This window comes from Marinobacter sp. L-80, from assembly GCF_056859395.1.
In genome coordinates this window covers 57,642-78,690 of the sequence record NZ_JBSXOI010000046.1, presented here as the reverse complement: position 1 = coordinate 78,690, position 21,049 = coordinate 57,642, and the positions used below count along the sequence as shown (strand labels likewise).

General features: G+C 56.4%; 15 protein-coding genes. 1 reads left to right on the top strand and 14 read right to left on the bottom strand.

Annotation, left to right across the window (positions count from 1 at the left end):
• Positions 1-61 precede the first annotated feature (61 nt).
• From AC13E3_RS04550 to AC13E3_RS04495, 12 genes are all read right to left on the bottom strand, one after another.
• Positions 62-430 carry a PilZ domain-containing protein gene (locus tag AC13E3_RS04550; RefSeq protein ID WP_008170777.1) on the bottom strand — a complete coding sequence of 123 codons (369 nt, stop codon included), beginning with the start codon at positions 428-430 and terminating at the stop codon, positions 62-64.
• A 252-nt stretch (positions 431-682) separates the two neighbouring features.
• Positions 683-1,747: a uroporphyrinogen decarboxylase gene (hemE, locus tag AC13E3_RS04545; protein ID WP_008170779.1), complete on the bottom strand. Its 1,065-nt coding sequence runs from the start codon at positions 1,745-1,747 to the stop codon at positions 683-685.
• Positions 1,748-1,873: 126 nt separating this feature from the next.
• Complete coding sequence (locus AC13E3_RS04540) at positions 1,874-3,292, bottom strand: FAD-dependent oxidoreductase (RefSeq protein ID WP_053114383.1); 1,419 nt, start codon at positions 3,290-3,292, stop codon at positions 1,874-1,876.
• A gap of 72 nt (positions 3,293-3,364) precedes the next feature.
• A complete protein-coding gene (gene gltB, locus AC13E3_RS04535; RefSeq protein ID WP_482901765.1) occupies positions 3,365-7,813 on the bottom strand; it encodes a glutamate synthase large subunit in 4,449 nt (1,482 codons plus the stop codon).
• A 211-nt stretch (positions 7,814-8,024) separates the two neighbouring features.
• Positions 8,025-9,512, bottom strand: a complete 1,488-nt coding sequence (locus AC13E3_RS04530; RefSeq protein WP_482901764.1) for an SPOR domain-containing protein — start codon at positions 9,510-9,512, stop codon at positions 8,025-8,027.
• A gap of 55 nt (positions 9,513-9,567) precedes the next feature.
• Complete coding sequence (gene aroB, locus AC13E3_RS04525; RefSeq protein ID WP_136629681.1) at positions 9,568-10,662, bottom strand: 3-dehydroquinate synthase; 1,095 nt, start codon at positions 10,660-10,662, stop codon at positions 9,568-9,570.
• Entirely contained in the window at positions 10,655-11,221 is a 567-nt protein-coding gene (gene aroK / locus AC13E3_RS04520) for a shikimate kinase AroK (RefSeq protein ID WP_008170790.1), read from the bottom strand. Before aroK ends, aroB begins: the two co-directional genes overlap by 8 nt.
• Positions 11,222-11,360: 139 nt before the next feature.
• Complete coding sequence (locus AC13E3_RS04515) at positions 11,361-13,427, bottom strand: type IV pilus secretin PilQ (RefSeq protein ID WP_482901763.1); 2,067 nt, start codon at positions 13,425-13,427, stop codon at positions 11,361-11,363.
• A gap of 65 nt (positions 13,428-13,492) precedes the next feature.
• On the bottom strand, positions 13,493-14,041 hold the full coding sequence (locus AC13E3_RS04510; RefSeq protein WP_482901762.1) for a pilus assembly protein PilP: 549 nt from the start codon (positions 14,039-14,041) through the stop codon (positions 13,493-13,495).
• Between the two features lie 2 nt (positions 14,042-14,043).
• Positions 14,044-14,655, bottom strand: coding sequence for a type IV pilus inner membrane component PilO (locus AC13E3_RS04505; RefSeq protein ID WP_008170795.1), 612 nt, complete (start codon positions 14,653-14,655; stop codon positions 14,044-14,046).
• Positions 14,655-15,218 (bottom strand): PilN domain-containing protein, encoded by a 564-nt coding sequence (locus tag AC13E3_RS04500; RefSeq protein WP_273018651.1) that lies wholly within the window; start codon positions 15,216-15,218, stop codon positions 14,655-14,657. The genes AC13E3_RS04505 and AC13E3_RS04500 overlap by 1 nt, the downstream gene beginning before the upstream one ends.
• The gene (locus AC13E3_RS04495; protein WP_482901761.1) at positions 15,218-16,279 is read right to left on the bottom strand and encodes a pilus assembly protein PilM; all 1,062 of its coding nucleotides are present in this window, start codon (positions 16,277-16,279) and stop codon (positions 15,218-15,220) included. The genes AC13E3_RS04500 and AC13E3_RS04495 overlap by 1 nt, the downstream gene beginning before the upstream one ends.
• 196 nt (positions 16,280-16,475) lie before the next feature.
• On the opposite strand from AC13E3_RS04495, the gene AC13E3_RS04490 reads away from it, so the two are divergent.
• Positions 16,476-19,004 (top strand): penicillin-binding protein 1A, encoded by a 2,529-nt coding sequence (locus AC13E3_RS04490; RefSeq protein WP_482901760.1) that lies wholly within the window; start codon positions 16,476-16,478, stop codon positions 19,002-19,004.
• 65 nt (positions 19,005-19,069) lie between these two features.
• Here the strand turns inward: AC13E3_RS04490 and AC13E3_RS04485 are convergent, their stop codons facing one another.
• Both AC13E3_RS04485 and rpmE read right to left on the bottom strand, forming a co-directional pair.
• Complete coding sequence (locus AC13E3_RS04485) at positions 19,070-20,335, bottom strand: malic enzyme-like NAD(P)-binding protein (RefSeq protein WP_482901759.1); 1,266 nt, start codon at positions 20,333-20,335, stop codon at positions 19,070-19,072.
• Between the two features lie 251 nt (positions 20,336-20,586).
• Positions 20,587-20,808: a 50S ribosomal protein L31 gene (gene rpmE / locus AC13E3_RS04480; protein WP_064230272.1), complete on the bottom strand. Its 222-nt coding sequence runs from the start codon at positions 20,806-20,808 to the stop codon at positions 20,587-20,589.
• Positions 20,809-21,049: the final 241 nt, after the last annotated feature.

Sequence of the window (21,049 nt, the reverse complement as noted above, 5' to 3'; positions counted from 1 at the left end):
TGAAAGCTCCGAAGTCAACCTGACCTGCAGGCAGCGGTGCCAAAGTCCGGCTGCAAAAGCTCTAATCAATGAGGTGGGCAAACTCTCTTTCCAGCAACGCCTGATCTCCGAGGTTAAGTTCCACTAGGCGTTTTAAGTGGGTAGCACTATCGAGATCTATGTACTGGCATTTGAAACCCAGCCGGTGCGGCTCCACGTGCCTAAGCTCTACCGCCATAACAATACCTGCCTCATGATCATTCAGATGAATAATCACTTCGCAGGGCTGCTTTAAGGGGACCTGCCAACCCTCCGGCCGCTTCACCAGAACACCTTTCAGCGAAATATCCAGCACCTCCGTCGTCCAGACGGATTCCTGGCAGTGGAGCTCACACGGCGCATCAAACTCGATCCGGTGGAACCGGCGCTTTTCTGGGGTCTTGGTGGGCAAGTGGTTACTCCTGTTTACCGGTCTTGTTTTACCTGACTATAGACCGGACAGAAGATCGCTTCCAGAGGAGTTTTTGAGCAGATATATCTCTGCAGAACAAACAAGGCTGCTGTAGGGCCCTTTCCAAAAATGTCGGAGGCCATGGAAGGCCGGAGACAAGCCACATGGACGTGCTCGTAGCGGTTTTTGGAAAGGGCCCTACAGCAGGCTAGCCCGCATATTCACAGGCTAGGAGACGCAAAAATCCAAGTCTTAGCGGTGATACTCCGGGCTCAGCTCGACCACAGCTTCAATGAACGCCTTTGCATGCTCCGGATCGACATCCGGCGTAATCCCGTGACCAAGGTTAAATATGTGCCCATTGCCGGAACCGAAGCGCTTGAGGATATCAGCCACTTCCTGCCGGATCCGCTCAGGCGGTGCATACAGCATCGCCGGATCCATGTTGCCCTGAAGGGCCACTCGATCACCAATCCGGGCCCGGGCATTACCGATATCGGTAGTCCAGTCCAGACCAACGGCATCCGCACCGGAATCGGCAATGGATTCCAGCCACTGACCGCCATTCTTGGTAAACAGGATCACTGGCACCCGGCGACCATCGCTCTCGCGAATCAGGCCGTCAACGATCTTCCTCATGTAGCGGAGCGAGAACTCTTCGTACGCCCAGCTGCTCAAAACGCCTCCCCAGGTATCGAAAATCTGTACAGCCTGGGCACCGGCCTTGATCTGGCCGTTGAGGTAGTCAATGACCGCGTCCGCCAGATGATCCAGCAAGCGGTGCATAACCTCTGGCTGGCCATACATGAGCTTCTTGGCCTCCCGGAAATCCTTGGAAGAGCCCCCTTCAATCATATAGGTGGCGAGGGTCCACGGGCTTCCGGAGAAGCCGATCAGGGGAACACTGCCATTCAGCGCACCGCGGATGGTGGAGACCGCGTTCATGACGTAATCCAGGTCCACCTCAGCGTTGATCTTCGGCAGAGCGGCAACATCGGCTTCGGAGCGGATCGTGTTCCGGAATTTCGGGCCCTCGCCGGTTTCGAAGTACAGGCCGAGACCCAGAGCATCCGGAATGGTCAGGATGTCTGAGAACAGGATGGCCGCATCCAGCGGGAAACGCTCCAGGGGCTGTAGCGTCACTTCACAGGCCAGCGGCGTGTTCTTGCACAAGCTGAGAAAATCCCCGGCCTTCGCCCTTGTCGCACGGTATTCCGGCAGGTAACGCCCCGCCTGTCGCATCATCCAGACCGGTGTGCGGTCCACGGGCTGGCGCATCAGGGCGCGCAGGAAACGATCATTCTTCAGCTCGGTCATAGGAAATCCAGCGTGTTCTGTACAAAGGGGAAAATTGGATGGAGGCCATAATACCCGGTTTGCGGGAATAAAAAAGGGCGGCTTTCCCTTAGGAAACCGCCCTTCTGATCAGGATCAACCGTGCAATCAGATATCCAGGTAATCCATGATGCCTTCGGCAGCCTGACGGCCTTCCCAGATAGCGGTTACGACCAGATCGGAACCACGGACCATGTCCCCGCCCGCAAAGATCTTCTCGTTGCTGGTCTGGAACATGAATTCTGCGCCTTCCGGAGCAGTTACCCGGCCCGAATCGTCGGTATTCACCTTCAGCTCATCGAACCAGTCGGCCGGGCTCGGACGGAAACCGAAGGCGACCAGAACCGCGTCCGCAGGAATAACCTCCTCGCTACCCGGGACCACTTCCGGACGGCGACGACCATTTTCGTCGGGATCGCCCAGACGGGTCTGAACCACCTTCACACCCTCAACCCGGTCTTCACCAATAATGGCGATGGGCTGACGATTGAAGAAGAACTTAACGCCCTCTTCCTTGGCGTTGGCCACTTCCCGGCGAGAACCCGGCATGTTGGCTTCATCCCGGCGGTAGGCACAGGTGACGCTCTCGGCCTGCTGACGGATCGAGGTGCGGTTGCAGTCCATGGCCGTATCGCCGCCACCCAGGACAACAACCCGCTTGCCTTTCATGTCGATGAAGTCTGCTTCGTCTTTCTCGAAGCCGAGACGACGGTTGACGTTCGAAACGAGGAACGGCAGTGCATCGTACACGCCCGGCAGGTTCTCACCCGGGAAACCTCCCTTCATGTAGGTGTAGGTGCCCATGCCCATGAAAACGGCATCGTACTCGTCAATGATCTCCTGCAACTGAACGTCCTTGCCCACCTCGGTAGACAGGCGGAATTCCACGCCCATCTCCTCGAACACCTTGCGGCGGCGGGTCATAACGGATTTTTCCAGCTTGAACTCGGGAATGCCGAAGGTCAGCAGACCACCGATTTCCGGATAGATATCGAATACAACCGGCTTGACGCCATTGCGAACCAGAACGTCCGCGCAGCCCAGACCCGCAGGCCCAGCGCCGATGACGGCAACCTTCTTGTCTGTCCACTTCACGGCGGACATATCCGGTTTCCAGCCCAGGGCAAAGGCGGTATCGGTAATGTACTTCTCGACAGACCCGATGGTAACCGCGCCGTACCCGTCGTTCAGGGTGCAGGCACCTTCACACAGGCGATCCTGCGGACAAACGCGGCCGCAAACTTCAGGCAGGGAGTTGGTCTGGTGACACAACTCGACGGCCCGCATGATATTGCCTTCGGAAACCAGCTTGAGCCAGTTCGGAATATAGTTGTGAACCGGGCACTTCCACTCGCAATAGGGGTTACCACACTCAAGACAGCGATGGGACTGGGACGCCGCGTTATCTGCTGTGAAGGGGTGGTAAATTTCACCAAACTCTTTCTTCCGCTTCTTGGCCGGGACCTTTTTCGGGTCGACACGTCCAACCTCGACAAACTGGAAGTCATTACTCAGTCGTTCTTTCATCTGGATGCTCTCATCAACTCGATTTCGACAAGGGCGGCAGCCAGGCTGCTCGCCCCAAACCCTCTCAGCCTCTTATTCCGGACGCGCCCGGGTGCTGGCCAGCAGACTGCGCAGATTCGCAGCCTTGGGTTTCACCAGCCAGAAGCGGCCAATGTAGTCGTCGAAATTCTCAAGAATGTGCTCTGCCCACTCACTGCCGGTTTCCGAGATATGCTCCCGGATTACACCACGCAGGTGATTGCGGTAGGACTCCATGTCCTCGCTGGAAATCCGCTGAATTTCCACCAGCTCGTGGTTGTATTTGTCCACGAACGTGTTGTTGATATCCATGACGTAAGCAAAGCCACCGGTCATACCAGCACCGAAGTTGTGGCCAGTAGAGCCCAGCACCGTCACCAGACCACCGGTCATGTATTCACAGCAATGGTCTCCGGCGCCTTCCACAACGGCATGGGCACCGGAATTACGAACTGCAAATCGCTCACCCGCGGTTCCGGCAGCAAAGAGTTTGCCGCCGGTTGCGCCGTAGAGACAGGTATTGCCGACGATAGAGGTTTCCTGGGTCTTGAACGCGCTGCCGCGGGGCGGCTTCACAACCAGCTTGCCACCGGTCATGCCCTTACCGACGTAGTCGTTGGCGTCCCCTTCAAGGATCAGGTTGAGACCACCCACGTTCCAGACACCAAAACTCTGGCCAGCGGTACCGGTCAGGTCCAGGGTGATCGGTGCATCCACCATACCCTGGTTACCATGGATCTGGGCGATTTCGCCAGAGAGGCGGGCGCCAATAGAGCGATCACAGTTGGTGACTCGATAGGACCACGCGCCTCCACTCTTCTCTTTGATCGCCGCAGCGGTATCCTGAACCATCTGTTCCGCGAGCCTGCCCTCATCAAACGGGTGATTCCGTTCGACCTGACAGGTCTGCGGCTTGTCTGCAGGAATATGGTCGTTAGACAGCAGGCGACTCAGATCCAGTTTCTTCTGACGTTCGGTATCACCGGGCAGGCGCTCCAGCAGGTCAACGCGACCCACAAGCTCTTCCAGGGTACGCACGCCCAGCTTGGCCATCCACTCCCGGGTCTCTTCGGCCACGAAGCGGAAGAAATTCATCGCCATTTCCACCGTGCCCTTGAAGTGCTCTTCACGGAGGTGGTCGTTCTGTGTAGCCACACCGGTCGCGCAGTTATTCAGGTGACAGATACGCAGGTATTTACAACCCAGCGCAACCATCGGGGTGGTACCAAAACCGAAGCTCTCGGCACCAAGGATCGCGCCCTTTACCACGTCCAGACCTGTTTTCAGGCCGCCATCAGTCTGCAGGCGAATCTTGCCACGCAGGTCATTGGCTCGCAGCGCCTGCTGGGTTTCGGTAAGCCCCAGCTCCCAGGGAGAACCGGCGTAGCGGATCGACGTCAGCGGGCTCGCCGCTGTACCGCCATCGTACCCGGACACCGTGATCAGGTCGGCGTACGCCTTAGCCACACCTGCGGCAATCGTACCGACGCCGGGCTCAGAGACCAGCTTCACAGACACCAGAGCCTGCGGATTGACCTGTTTGAGGTCGAAAATCAGCTGGGCCAGATCCTCGATGGAATAGATATCGTGATGCGGCGGCGGTGAAATCAGCGTTACGCCCGGGACCGAATAACGCAGGCGGGCGATCAGTTCATTGACCTTGCCACCGGGCAACTGGCCGCCTTCGCCCGGCTTGGCACCTTGGGCCACCTTGATCTGCATGACATCCGCACTACGCAGATATTCGGCTGTAACGCCAAAACGTCCGGACGCGATCTGTTTGATTTTCGAGCGTTTTTCAGTGCCATAGCGAGCGGGATCTTCACCGCCCTCGCCCGAATTAGACCGGCTGCCCAGGGTATTCATGGCCACCGCCAAGGCTTCGTGGGCCTCGGGTGACAGGGCACCAAGTGACATACCGGCCGAATCAAAGCGGGGGAAGATGTTTTCAACCGGCTCTACTTCCGAAATATCAATCGGCTTGATGTCTTTCCGGAAGACAAGAAGGTCACGGAGCGTCGCAACCGGACGCTCGTTAACCAGACCCGCGTATTCCTTGTAGTGGCCATAGTCGCCGCTGGTCACCGCCTCCTGGAGCTTACCGACCACATCCGGGTTAAAGGCATGATACTCCTGGCCATGGACGTACTTCAGAAGACCACCCTGAATGATGGGCTTGCGCGGTTTCCAGGCCACAGACGCCAGTTGCTCCTGGTCCTGCTGGAAGTCGTAGAACCCGGCACCCTGAATTCGGCTGGGCACACCCTTGAAGCACAGGTCAACGACATCATCGGCCAGACCGACCGCCTCAAACAGCTGGGCGCCACGATAGGAAGTGATGGTGGAAATTCCCATCTTCGACAGTATCTTCAGCAACCCTTTGTTGATGCCCTTCCGGTAGTTATTCTTGGCATCAATCGGATCCATCAGCAGTTCGCCGGTACGGATCAGGTCGTTCAGAACCTGGTAAGCCAGGTACGGATAGACCGCTGTTGCACCAAAACCGAAGAGCACGGCGAAATGATGGGGATCGCGAGCCCAACCGGTTTCAACAACGATGTTGGAATCGCAACGCAGTCCTTTCTTGACCAGATGGTGGTGGACCGCACCGGTTGCCATCAGGGCATTGACCGGCAGTTCACCTTCCTTCAAATCTTTGTCGGTGAGGATCAGCAGCACCTTACCATCCCGGACGGCCTGTTCCGCTTCCTCACAAACCTGGCGAATCGCCTGCTCCAATCCCTGTTCCGGGCGGTAGCTCATGGAAATACGCGCGACCTCGAAACCCGGGCGCTCATTGTTGGCAATCTTGAGGAACTTGGCAGGCGACAGAACCGGTGTCGTCAGAATAATGCGGTCTGCGTGATCGGCGGTTTCCTCGAATACGTTGCGCTCGGCACCCAGACAGGTCTCCAGGGACATGACAATCGACTCACGCAGAGGGTCAATCGCCGGGTTGGTCACCTGGGCGAACTTCTGCCGGAAGTAGTCCGCCACGTGGCGTACCTTGCTCGAGAGCACGGCCATTGGGGTATCGTCGCCCATTGATCCAACCGCTTCCTGGCCGTTCTCCGCAAGCGGACGCAATACCTGGTCACGCTCTTCGAAGGAGACCATGAACATCTTCTGGTGCACCAGAAGCTCGCCGGAATCCATCAGCCTGAAATCCGGGGTGTCCTGATTCAGAGTGGTCTCGACGCGGAGAGCGTTTTCCCGCAGCCAGCGCTTGTAAGGCTGAGCGGTCTTGAGACGCTGATCAATGTCCTTGGTGTGCAGGACTTCACCGGACTCTGTGTCGATCGCCAGCATCTGACCCGGTCCGACACGGCCTTTGGCTACCACATCGTCCGGCTGATAACCGTAAGTTCCGATCTCTGAGGCCAGCGTGATGAAATCATCCTTGGTGATGACCCACCGGGCCGGGCGCAGACCATTCCGGTCGAGCATACAGACGGCATAGCGGCCGTCCGACATGACCAGACCGGCAGGACCATCCCAAGGCTCCATGTGCATGGAGTTGTACTCGTAAAACGCACGCAGCTCTGAATCCATGCTGTCGACATTCTGCCAGGCTGGCGGAATCATCATGCGGACCGCGCGGAACAGGTCAACACCGCCGGCAAGCAGCACTTCCAGCATGTTGTCCATGCTTGAGGAGTCAGAACCGGTGAGGTTCACCAGAGGCTGCAGGGTCTGCAGATCTGGCAATTCCGGAGAGCTGAACTTGGCGGCCCGGGCGATGGCCCAGTTACGGTTGCCGTCGATGGTGTTGATCTCACCGTTGTGAGCCAGATACCGGAACGGCTGGGCCAGCGGCCAGCGTGGCATGGTGTTGGTGGAGAACCGCTGATGGAAAACACAGATGGCGGTCTCGAGATCGGGGTCACCCAGATCCTTGTAGAAGTTGGCCAGATCTGCCGGCATCATCAGGCCTTTATAGGCCAGGGTGCGGTGTGACAGGCTACAGATGTAGAACTCGGGATCGTCGGCCATATCGCTTTCGGCGTGGCGACGGCCCACGAACAGACTGATCGCAAAATCACGCTCCGCCTTGCCACCAGGCACCACGAAGACCTGCTCGATACGGGGCAGGCAATCAAGCGCCATAGGACCGAGACAGCTGTCATCGACCGGCACTTCGCGCCAGCCGAGAATCTCCAGGCCCTGCTCGGTCAACCGTTTCTCGATGGCCGCACGACCAGCCGAAGCCTTGGCTTCGTCGGGGTTCAGGAAGACCTGGCCGACAGCAAAAAGATCACCCGGCTCCTTACCAAACGCTGCCTTGGCGGCTTTTTTCAGAAAGCCATCCGGGCTCTGGATCAGAAGGCCACAACCATCGCCGGTCTTTCCGTCTGCAGCGATACCACCTCGGTGGGTCATGCAGGTCAGAGACTCGATGGCAGTTTGCAACAACTTGTGGCTGGCCTCGCCCTTCATGTGGGCAATCAGACCGAATCCGCAGTTGTCCCTGAATTCATCGGGATGATACAAACCTGTCATCATAAGCGTTCTCTCGCGTAGAAATGCTTTTCAATCAAAGAGTTAATTGGCGCACAGCCAAACAACCACCCTTCGACACTGAAAATGGGGGCTGGCTATTTTACACACGTAGAAATACGTACTCAAATCGGCGTGACGTTATTGTGGGAAGCCGAAACCGGGATTACCAGTCGACAAGGTTATGGAACAACGAGTTAGCGCCGAAACAGCGGCGCTATAAATTGTCGACCGGACGCACCCAGGGTGACCTGGAAGCCAGCTCCTCTGGCAAACCAGCTGCCGCGGCATTTGCCGCCTCCCGGGTAGGAAACTCCCCATAGAATACCATAAACCAGGGCTGGCCTTGCCTTTCCCCGCGGGTGTAGACCAGATCACCAAGCTGTGAATAGCGGGAAATAACGTTCAGAGCAGTCTGTTCGAGATTGCCGGCCACCAGTTGAATGGTCCAGCCTCCACGCGCCCGAACCTGATCAATCGCCGAAAAATACGCCGGGTTTGCTGGAGTGAAGCCCGGCGCGGCCTCTGGCTCTGGCTCTGGCTCTGGCTCTGGCTCTGGCTCTGGCTCTGGCTCTGGCTCTGGCTCTGGCTCTGGCTCTGGCTCTGGCTCTGGCTCTGGCTCTGGCTCTGGCTCTGGCTCTGGCTCTGGCTGATCAGCTTCCGGCTCGGTTACCGGCTCTGTCAATACCGTTTCAGGCTCCACGGCAGGCTGGTCCTGCGACGGCTCTTCCGGGGATGGCACTGAATTCTCTGTTTCAGGCCCAATGGTTATACTCTTTCTCACCGGCTCCGGTGCTTTTACAGTCTCGCCGGCCACGGATTCATCATACTGGCGCGACACAAACCACCAGGAGCCCGCAAGGAGCACAAGGGCCAGCCCGGGCAAAAGGAACCGCTTCCACGGAACGTGCTTAGGGCGATCGACACTCCGCGAGGCCACCATGTCCAGCCAAACGCCCGGAGTCACACGCTTGAGTCGCGCAAAGCTACCCTGGCTCAGGGCGTGAATTTTGGAGACCCGGGCCGGACTCAGAAGTTCCCCTGCCTTGCCGCCGGCAGCGTGAACCCGTGGTTCCAGATAGGCAACGATTTCATCCCTGGTGAGAGGCCGCAGATGTATCTGGTGGACACTTGTGCTCGCATCATCCAGGCCCATCGACTGGACCAGGCTATCCGTTCCGGCAAACACCGGAACGGCAGAAGAGCCACGCTCTGAAGCCAGATAGGCGGACAGGATAAGCCTTAGCAACTCCGTCGGCGCCCGGTCGGCATCGTCAATCAAAAGGACCATACGCTGGCCCTTTCGGACCCGCGATTCAGACCACTTGAAAAAGCCATAAACCAGGTCTCGGGGGCTGTCTTCCGGGCCGAGATTTGAGCGGGAAACCGCTTTCAGGTCCCGGGCAAGGGCCTGGGCGCTGGTCAGCGCTGCCGCCGGTATACGGTGAAAGTCGAGTCTGGATGATTCGCTGCGGACCAGCTCCGCCAGTATTCGGGTTTTGCCCGAGCCAGCAGCTCCGGTTAATAACAGAGCCATATCACCGAAGCCGCATAGATGGCGCAACGCTTCCAGAGCGTGATGACGCATGGCATCCGGAAAGAACGGCGTCTCCATTTCCAGCGGGTTGGCACGGAGGCTGTAGCGCTGCTGCAACCTGGGGAACAGGCCTCCGCCATCAAGACTGTTCAAGCTTTCTTCAGTCACGGGTCTTCCTTGTCTTCTGGTCCGCTACCAAATCATTGATGCCTTCGGGCCGTCATCATATCGAGCTGCAAAAACGCGCAAAGGTGAGAGCAAGGTTTTCAGGACTCACTTCGGATGTGACCACGGCGTCTCCAACCGAACGAAGCAGGACCAGCCTTAAAAGGCCATCCACGTTTTTCTTGTCGACAGCCATCAAACTCATAAAGTCATCGGCCGTCATCGCAGCCGGGGGCTTATCCGGTAAACCGGCCCGGAGGATCAGTCGGTTAATACGATCACAATCGTCACGGCTGATCATCCCTTCAAGCGCGGACAATTCGGCGGCCATCAGCATACCGGTGCCCACTGCTTCCCCGTGCAGCCAGTTGCCATAACCGGCATAGGTTTCGATCGCGTGGCCGAAGGTGTGACCAAGATTCAGGATCGCCCTGAGGCCACCTTCGCGCTCGTCAAGTGCAACAATTTCGGCCTTGCAAGCGCAGGACCTGAAGATGGCCTCTGCCAGCGCCTCCGGATCAAGACTGACCAATGCATCCATGCGCTCTTCAAGCCAGCCAAGAAAGCCCTGATCCCGGATCAGCCCATATTTGATAACTTCCGCCAGCCCCGCTGACACCTCTCTGGCGGGCAAAGTCTGTAGACTTGCCGTGTCTATCAACACCGCTTGCGGCTGATGAAAAGCCCCAATCATGTTCTTGCCAAGCGGGTGATTGATGCCAGTTTTGCCGCCGACAGAAGAGTCGACCTGGGAAAGCAGCGTCGTTGGAATCTGGATGAACGGTACACCACGTTGATAACAGGCTGCTGCAAAACCAGCCATATCCCCGACCACACCTCCACCGAGGGCGACCAGAGTGGTTTTTCGGGTGTGGCGCTGTTCAAGGAGACCGTCAAAGATGCTGTTAAGAGTCTGCCAATCCTTGAACTTCTCGCCATCCGGAAGTACGACGGTATCAACCCGCTTCCCCGGAAAGCAGGCTTTCGCCCGTTCAAGATAGAGTGGTGCCACAGTCTCATTGGTGACGATCATGACCTGCGCCCCGGAAACAAAAGCTGATAGATCCTGAGTGCCGAGAAGACCCTCACCGATAAATATGGGGTAGCTGCGTTCACCGAGCTCTACCGAGAGCTCCCGATACCGATTAGACATGGTTGCGACCTTCCTTACGTATCTGCCTTTTGTGACGCGGCGTTTTCGGGTTCAGCCGATTGACCAGCTGACGTACCACCAGCCGGGGACTCTTTCTGTCCGTGAACATGATGATGTCCGCGAGACCTGAATACAGCGGATCGCGGATTGAGAAAAGTTTCCGCAAGACCGCCTCAGGGTCGTCGTTCTGTAGCAAAGGCCGATTGCGGTCCTTGCGTGTTCGCTCTACCTGCTGCTCTATGGATGTTTTCAGATAGATGACCGTTGCATCTCTCTTGAGAATCGGGTGGTTTTCCTGGCGCATCACAGCTCCGCCACCAGTAGCCAGCACGGTTCGGTCCTCGTGGGACAACTCGTCCAGCATGGCTGTTTCCCGCAAACGGAATCCATCCTCGCCCTCAACATCAAAAATCCACGGAATGTTAGCCCCGCACCGCTCTTCAATGATGCGATCAGAATCAAGAAAACGATAGCCGAGCTCTTTGGCGAGCATCCGGCCAATCGTGCTTTTCCCTGCTCCCATGGGGCCAACCAGGACAACGCGTTTCGGCAAAGACATAACTTCCGCTCAGTTTTGATCAGGCGGGTGAGAATATCACAGGGCCGGTACTTGCATAAGCTCCGTACCCGGCCTGTGGGGAATTCAGGCACAAAAAAGCCGCCGGGTTCCAGGCGGCGGCTTTTTTTCGGGATCCCGGTTACCGGACAAGATCGCTCTTGATGATCTTGGGCGTTATGAAAATTAACAGCTCACTGCGCTCATCAATTTTCTCGGTACGCTTGAAAAGACGACCCAGGTAGGGAATATCCCCAAGGAACGGGGTCTTCGTAGTTTGGGTCGCAACTTGCGACTGGAAGATACCACCCAGCACCACCGTCTCACCGTTGCCAACCAGAACCTGGGTGGTCACCTGGTTGGTATTGATCGAAGGAATACCGGCGGTAACTTCACCACGGGAGTCCTGGTTGACCACCAGATCCATAATAATCTTGTCATCCGGGGTGATTTGCGGCGTCACCTCGAGAGAAAGCACGGCTTCCTTGAACGAGACCGCTGTCGCACCGCTGGAAGACGCTTGCTGATAAGGAATTTCCTCACCAGACTTGATAGACGCTGTCTGGCGATCCGCGGTCACAACACGAGGCTGTGAAACCACTTCGGCCTGGCCGTCGCTCTCCAGCGCAGACAGCTCCAGGTCAACCAGGAAGTCATCGCTGCCCCAGCCAATGGCAAACGAGGAAGTGCCTTCACCGCTCACACCGAGATCGACCGCCAGCGCACCCGGGAAGGTGATTGTACTGCTGTTTCCGGCTGCAGCATCACGCGCCTCCTGCAAGGACTGCTGCGAGCCTCCGACAGTGAATACATTATCGCCACTCACATCGTAAGCGGCACCACCCCAGCGAATACCGAGATCTTCAGCCACATTGGTCTGGGCCCGGACAATTCGCGCCTCGATGGATACCTGCCGCACCGGCACATCCCATGTGGAGACAAGCCGACGGATTTCCTCGAGCTTTTGCGCAGTCTCACGAATACTGATGGTGTTGGTGCGAACATCCGAGGAGACAAATCCGCGGTCTGAAATCAGCTCCTCATCTTCCTTGATCAGGGCAACAATGTCGGCAGCCTTGGCGTAGTTGACCTGAATGATGTCCAGACGAACCGGGGCCAGCTCGGCAATCTGCTTGTTGGTTTCGAGCTCGAGTTTCTCACGCGCTGCGATTTCGTCTGCAGGCGCTACCAGCAATACGTTGCCGATCTGACGCTTATCGAGGCCTTTGGTCTTGAGAATCAGATCCAGCGCCTGATCCCAGGGAACATTCTGCAGACGCAGAGTAATGCTGCCGCCTACCGTATCACTGGCAACCAGGTTCAGGCCGGTGAAGTCAGCAATCAGCTGCAGGACCGAGCGCACTTCAATATCCTGGAAGTTCAGGGACAGCTTGTCACCGGTATACGGGAACTTCTCTTCCCTGCGGGACTCAGCCTCTTCCTGGCTCAATTCTTCAACGCTGACGGTAAACTGGCTGCCGGACTGGTAGGCAATGTAGTCGTAATTCCCCTCGGGGGTGATCTCGACCACGGCATTTCCATCTTCCACAAAGGTGTCAATACGGGTAACCGGGGTGGCGAAATCTGTCACATCGAGTCGGCGCCGCAGGTCTGAGGGTACTTCAATACCGTCCATCGTCAGGCGAATCTTACCGGCGCGCTCTGTCAGGTCCACCGGCGTGCTGGAGCTACCCAGATCAACAAGAACGCGACCTTCACCGTCCTTGCCCCGACGGAAATCCACACCGGCCAGAGCGTTGGCAGACATGGAGCCCGATGTTGAGCTGCTTTGAGACGCGGGAGCGGAGGAACTCGCGACAACGGCATCGGCCTGGCCGCCAATTGTCATGACCAGGGAGTTGCCCGAACGAACCGTGTCATAGGGAACCAGCTCGACCAGGTTGAATATCAGCCGGGTGCGATCCTTGGTTTCCACCACGGTCATGCTCTGGGCGTTGCCTGATCCCAGAGGCACACTGCGACTTTCAAGACCACTGGTCGTGTCCCGAAGATCAACCGCAATGCGAGCGGGACGCTCAATGGTATAACCGGAAGGTTCCGGCGGTGCCCCGTCAAACTGCAGTGTAACTTCAAGCCGCTCGCCCGGTAGCGACGAAAACGACACGTCTTCCAGCGTGACCGCGTTGGCCAGGCCGGATAACAACCCAAAAGCAATCACGCTGACGTATACATTGAGTTTTCTGAACATCGCTAGCCTCGACCCTAAACTTTTTTGTACGTGCATGTTTCTTTCAACTTTCATCCAGCCGCTCCTTAGCCTGCGCCCTCTTCCAGGGTCAGGGAGCGAGGACGCTCTACCCAGCCACCCCGGCCATTGGGAACGATTTCAATGAGCTCGATACGGGTTTCACTAACGCCCACAATGCGACCGTAGTTCTGCCCCATGTAATTTCCCCTGCGGACTCGATGGATCCCGCCGGTATCGTCTTCAATCAGAGCAAACAGATTACCCGATGCACCCTGAAGCGTGCCGACCATTTGAAGTGCTTTCAGGTCAAAATTCTCGAGAACCTCTCTGGGACGATCCAGATCCGGCTCCACATCACTGATCGGCTGTTCGTCCACCATAGTGAGCTGGACATCAATCGGCGGCTCAAAGGGCGCCCGACGATCTGCCGCTGAGTAACTGAAAGCTTCGTACGCCTTGAACTCCGGCAAGGGCTCAACATACCCTCTCGGTTTTGCCCCCGTCTCGGCCATGAACTGATCAAGATCTGAAAATCCGCTGCCCTGGGAGCATGCTGTCAGGAGAGACACCAGACACACACCCAGCCAGGCTTTTACCGCATGCTTTCCTGTCATGCTCATTCTCCAGCCCGGTAGCGGTAAGTACGAGCCAAAACCTGCATATCAAGCCGGTCCGCATCTCCGCCAGTTGGTTTTATCGTCAAGTCGTGTAGCGTTACGATCCGTGGAAGGCTGGCAACGCTGCTGACAAATGATGCCAGCTCATGGTAAGAACCGGACACCCGAATATTGATTGGCAGCTCGGAATAGAAGTCCCGACGCTGTTCCGGTTGCAGCTTCACTTCCTGAAGTGCCAAACCACTACCCAAAGCCGTATTCGTAATGTCTTCAAGCAATCCTGGCACTTCGGTCTCACTTGGCAGCTGTCTTACCAGGGCGCCAAAGGTTTCTTCCATTTCCGCCATCTGGGCCTTGAAAACCTCAAGGTTTGCAACCTGATAGGCTTTCTCTTCATAAGTTTTCCGGAGTTCCTGCTCGGTGCGCTCTACACGCTCAAGTTGAGCATACTGATCCTTGATAAAGAACCAGTAACCACCTCCGGCAATCAGCCCGAAGATAATCAGAACTACGATGAACTTGATTGGAGCAGGCCAGATACCCGCGTTATTGACATCAAGGTCGTTGATATCAAATTCATTAAGGCTTTTAAGAGAGTCCGCGAGGCTCATTACTTATCCTCCCCTTCGGGCTCGGGCGTTTTCTGTTTAACCGACAGGTTGAACTGACTGTAACCGGCCCGACGACTATCAGCAGCAGACACGTTGGAGAGGTTGGGGTCCGTAAACCACTCGGATTCCTCAAACTGACGCATAAGCGTCGAAACCCGGCTATTGGACTCGGCCATGCCGACGATATCGACACGCTCGCCGGTTCTCTTCAGGTCCGTATAGAACAGACCATCAGGCAATGTCCTCACCAGCTCGTCAAAGACACGCACGATGACCGGTCGCTTACCCTGAAGGTCCTGAATGACCTGCATCCGGGCGAGGAGCTCATCCCGCTTGCGCTTGAGATTTTCGATTTCCTTGATCTGCTGGTCCAGTTTCTTCGCGGCTGTCTCGATATAGGCGTTCCGCGATTGCTGGTAAGCGATCCGGCTGTCCATATCGGTCTTCCAGAGAAAAACCAGGCCGCCGGCAATGATCGCGGCGCCAAGAATCATGACCACAAACTGCTTCTGCTTCTCGGCACGAAGTTCCTCGCGCCACGGTCGAAGGTTAATCTTTGCCATCAGTCGAAGCTCCTCATTGCCAGGCCGCAGGCAATCATCAGGGAAGGCGCATCATTACTCAGTGCCGATGCGTTGACCCGTGACCCTACTGCCATGTCTGCAAAAGGATTCGCGACCATTGTCGGCGTTCCCGTCTTTTCTTCGACCATTTCAGTGAGCCCCTGAATCGAGGCCGTGCCTCCGGCCAGAACCACGTAATCGACGGCATTGTATTGACTGGCACCAAAGAAGAACTGAAGCGCGCGGGCAACCTGCTGCACGACAGCCTCGCGGAACGGCGTAAGCACTTCTGACTCGTAATCGTCAGGCAGTCCGCCCTGCTTTTTCGCAAGACCGGCTTCCTCGAGCGACAAACCGTATCGGCGCTGGATTTCCTCGGTCAGCTGTTTGCCACCGAAAATCTGCTCTCGCGTGTAAACGGTCTTGCCACCGGCCAGAACACTCAGCGTGGTCATGGTCGCGCCAATGTCCACGATCGCTACCACCAGCTCCTCTCCCTGAGAGTCCAGCTGAGGCTCGATCAGTGCATAGGCACGCTCAAGGGCATAGGCTTCAACGTCAACCACCTTGGTAGTCAGTGAAGCTATCTCGAGTGCATCCTCGCGCATGTCGACGTTTTCCTTCCGGCAAGCAGCCAGAAGCACATCCACCTGGTCGGGGTTGTTCTCGGAAGGTCCCTGAACCTCGAAGTCGATCGCCACTTCATCCAGCGGGTATGGAATATATTGATCGGCCTCAAGGGCAATCTGATCTTCCATCTCGAATTCGTTCAGGCCGCCATCCATCTGGATAAGCTTGGTAATAACCGCAGAACCAGAGACCGCAACAGCCACCTGTTTGACACCAGAACGGGACTTGGAAGCTACGCGCTTCATTACCTCGCCCACAGCTTCTACGTCCGTAATGTTCTTTTCCACCACGGCATTGGCCGGCAAAGGCTCCACCGCGTAGCTTTCGACCTTATAACGGTCGCCCTGCTTCGATAGCTCCAGAAGTTTGACCGAGCTGGAGCTTATATCCACGCCCAGCACTGCACTGGATTTCTTTCCTAATCCAAACACGCGCTCACCCTATACCTGGTTAGATGCAACCCGGTTACGTAACTTATGTGTTTTTTATTTAAGAGAATTTCTTCACCATTCCGTCTACAATGCCTGTTCTTCTTTAATTGAGAACTTTTGCAGCGGTGAAGAGACTCTTCCATCCTAAAGCAATTTCTCAAATGATAGACCTATATCCAACAGTTGTCAGAAAAAAATGTCTCATTTGTTGCGCACATCTCGCCTATTTGCCTGGTTGTTTCTTACCGGACTGAGTGTCGCCGTTATCGTAACCTCAGGCTTCTATCTTTACCTTCGCCCTGGCCTTCCGCCGGTACATCAGCTTCTGGACATCAAGCTTCAGACGCCATTACGGGTCTATAGCAAAGACAACAGATTAATAGCAGAATTCGGTGAAAAGAGAAGGACACCCATCACAATAGAACAGATCCCAACAATTCAGTTACAAGCCTTTATGGCGGCTGAAGACGCGCGTTTTTACGAGCACTTCGGGGTCGACATCAAAGGCCTGGCGCGGGCTGCCATCGAACTGATCTCCACCGGCGAGATCCAGTCCGGGGGCAGTACCATCACAATGCAGGTTGCAAAAAATTACTTTTTGTCACGGGACAGAACCTTTATACGGAAGTTCAACGAGATACTTCTGGCTCTTCAGATTGAACGTGAACTGAACAAAAACCGCATTCTCGAGCTCTACCTGAACAAGATCTATCTCGGCAACCGTGCATACGGGATTGCTGCCGCCGCTCAGGTTTATTACAACAAACCGGTCTCGGAACTGTCGCTGGCACAGATGGCGATGCTGGCCGGCTTGCCCAAGGCGCCCTCGGCATTCAACCCCCTGGCCAATCCGGACCGTGCGATGATCCGGCGCAACTGGATTCTCGGACGAATGCGCGACCTGGGATACATCACTCCGGATGCCCACGAACTTGCTGTTTCCGCCCCCATTACTGCCAGCTACAACAGCACGGAGACTGAAGTCGACGCCGACTATGTTGCCGAAATGGCGAGATCCGAGATGGTTCGGCGGTTCGGCGAGGACGCCTACACCGATGGCTACACCGTCACCCTCACAGTTGACGGCAAGAAACAGCAGGTTGCCACAGAGGCATTAAGAGACGGCCTTGAAGCCTATGATCGGCGCCACGGCTTCAGGGGCCCCATTGGGCAGATTGATCAGGAAACCCTCGCCGAGAGTGAGCCATCAGATCTGATCCTGAACTACCCTCGCGTGGAGTCCCTGCTTCCCGCAATCGTCACAGAGGTTGACGACGAATCCGGCAAAGTGGCGGTGCACGCGCGCCGCATCGGCCCCGCCACCATGGCTTTCGAAACCATGACCTGGGCGAGGCGCTACAAAACTGAAAATCTCACAGGCCCTGAGCCTGAGAAACCCTCCGATGTTGTGGCTCCCGGCGACGTTATTTATGTGCGCGCCCAGAACCCGGAACCGGCCTCGCCAGAGCCAGAAGCCAACGGGAACGAATCCCCGAATGAGCAGTCGGAGCAGCTCGCTGAAGCCTCTGTTGCGCTTGCTCAAATCCCGAGGGTTGAAGGCGCGCTCATTTCCCTGAAAGCCAAAACCGGCGCCATTGAGGCACTGAGCGGAGGTTACAGTTTTAGTCAGAGCAAATATAACCGTGCCATACAGGCAAGACGACAGCCTGGCTCCACCTTCAAGCCCTTTCTTTATCTAAGCGCTCTGGAAAGCGGTATGACACCGGCGACCATCTACAACGATGCGCCGATTGTCTTCGATGACTCGGAACTGGAGACTGCCTGGCGCCCCCAGAACTCCTCCGGGCAGTTCTATGGCCCAACCCGCCTGCGGGAAGCACTCTATCGCTCACGCAACCTGGTCTCAATCCGACTGCTGCGCGACCTGGGCATCCAGAACACGCTGGATTACCTGGCACAACTGGAAATCCCGGTAGAAAACATGCCGGACGACCTGTCACTCTCCCTGGGCAGCGGGCAGCTTACTCCCATGGAACTTGCCCGAGGCATGGCCGTGATTGCCAACGGAGGCTACGACGTTGAACCCTACCTCATCGAGACTATCACTGACTTTAGCGGTGAGACCATTTACCAGGCGCCGAAAACCGTTCTGTGCGACAAAGACTGCGACGACGATACAGCACAGGAACCATCGGGCGAGCAAGAAGGCTCGCCAAACACCGTCGCCAATGTCTCTGAAACAAGTGAGGACTCGCCCGAGGTTCGGGTTATGCCCAGACTGGCGGACGAACGCTCGGTCTTTATTCTGCATTCAATGATGCAGGACGTCATTCGTCGCGGTACCGGCAGACGAGCGCTGGCCCTTGGCCGGGATGACATCGCCGGTAAAACCGGCACCACCAACGAACAGAAAGACACCTGGTTTGCCGGCTTCAATCACGAAGTGGCCACAACCACCTGGGTAGGATTCGACCAACCGGCACCGCTTGGCAGACGTGAGTTCGGCGCCAGCACCGCGCTACCCATCTGGCTGGACTACATGGAAGTGGCCCTCGAAGGAGCACCCTCATCTCTTATGCCTCGCCCCAACGGCATCGTAAATATCCGGATCAACCCCGAGACCGGACAGCGGGCAAGGCCCGGTGAAGACGGCGTATTTGAGGTCTTCCGTGAAGAAGACGCGCCACCGCCGCTGACATCAGAAACCGAGAACGATGGTAACGGCGGTTCTGAGGAAGACGACCTGTCACGAAGAATCTTCTGACAACCTGAACAGGCACAAAAAAACCGGCGGGATCACCGCCGGTTTTTTATACCCTGGATGACAGATCAGATAATGTCGTCCATTGACTTCAGCGGGTAGTGCGCAGGGTATGGATTACGTGCAACGCCGGAATCCACGGCAGCGCGAGCAACGGCGGCCGGCACAACTTCCAGCAAGCGGACGTCCATCGGCTTGGGAATGATGTACTCTTTCCCGAACTCGAAACTCTCCACACCGTATGCCTCGCAAATTTCCTGAGGCACAGGCTCCTTGGCCAGCTCACGGATTGCATTGACGGCCGCCACCTTCATTTCCTCATTGATCGCAGTGGCACGTACGTCCAACGCTCCACGGAAAATGAACGGGAAGCCCAACACGTTGTTAACCTGGTTCGGATAATCAGAGCGGCCGGTGGCCATGATCAGATCATCGCGGGTTGCCAGGGCAACTTCCGGACTGATCTCCGGATCGGGGTTGGAGCAAGCAAATACGATAGGCTTCGGAGCCATTTTCTTAAGCTGGTCGGCGGTCAGCAGATCCGGACCAGACAGACCCAGGAATACATCAGCGCCATCAATAGCATCATCCAGAGTGCGCTTGTCCGTGTCGTTGGCGAACATCGCCTTATACTGATTCAGATCATCACGGCCAGAATGGATCACACCCTTGCGGTCGAGCATGAAGATGTTCTCAGAGCGAATACCGCAGCTGATCAACAGCTTCATGCAGGCAATAGCGGCGGCACCGGCACCCAGGCACACCACCTTCGCCTCTTCAATCTTTTTACCCTGCAGCTCAAGGGCATTGATCATGCCGGCTGCAGTTACGATAGCAGTACCATGCTGGTCATCGTGGAAGATCGGCACGTTGCACTTCTCAATAAGAGCACGCTCAATCTCAAAGCACTCGGGCGCCTTGATGTCTTCCAGGTTAATGCCACCAAAGGTGTCTGCAATACGCTCAACTGTTTCAATAAACGCCTGCGGGCTTTCGGAATTGACTTCAATATCGAAGACATCAATTCCGGCAAAGCGCTTGAACAGTACGCCCTTGCCTTCCATAACCGGCTTGCTTGCCAGCGGACCCAGGTTACCCAGACCAAGAATCGCGGAACCATCAGAGATAACAGCCACCAAGTTGCCCTTGGCGGTGTATTTGTATGCGTTCTCCGGGTCCTTTGCGATCTCGCGGACCGGTTCGGCAACCCCGGGGCTATACGCCAGGGAAAGGTCGCGGGACGTCTTGGTTGGCTTGGTGATTTCAACACTCAGCTTACCAGGCCGCGGCTTGGCGTGATATTCAAGGGCTGCTTCTTTCAGATCTTGAGACATTGCCACTGTTCCGTTTGTCACGTTTAAAGGTAATGAACCGCCGGAGCTGTGGAGCCTCTAGTTAACACCGAACCGGAGGGCCCCTATCCAGCAGAGCGCGCCATTATGGCCCGCCAGACCCGAAACGACAAGTGGGCCATGAACATTTTGTGAACAGTCAATAGTGCTAATTGCGTATGTATCTTATGAGTACACTATGAGCTCCGGGCACAAAAAAAGCGCCCGAAGGCGCTTTTCCGAGTCCACTGCGATCAGTCTTTCTTGCCGCCAATACGGCCACCGAAACGCTTCTGGAAACGGTCAATACGACCACCGGTATCCATAACTTTCTGCTTGCCGGTGTAGAACGGGTGGCACTGTGAACACACGTCCAGCTGCAGATCATGGGTGTAGGTAGAACGGGTCTTGAATGTGTTACCGCAAGAACAGGTGGCGGTAATTTCTTCGTACTTGGGGTGGATACCTTCTTTCATGGCGAACCTCGTTAGGTCATGCCGCTACCTGATCGCGGGGTATCTTGATTACCCAGGCGCCAGGCACCGCATGTTTGAATCAATTGAGAAGACGGGGCACAATCATGCCCTGCCGGAAACAGACCGAGAATCTTACTTGCAATTATTGCTGCAGGCAAGCACCACACCTGACTTCCGGACTCGCCCTCCCCGGATTTCGCGGCAGGCCGCCGACTGAAACAGGATAAGGAAAAACCGTGAC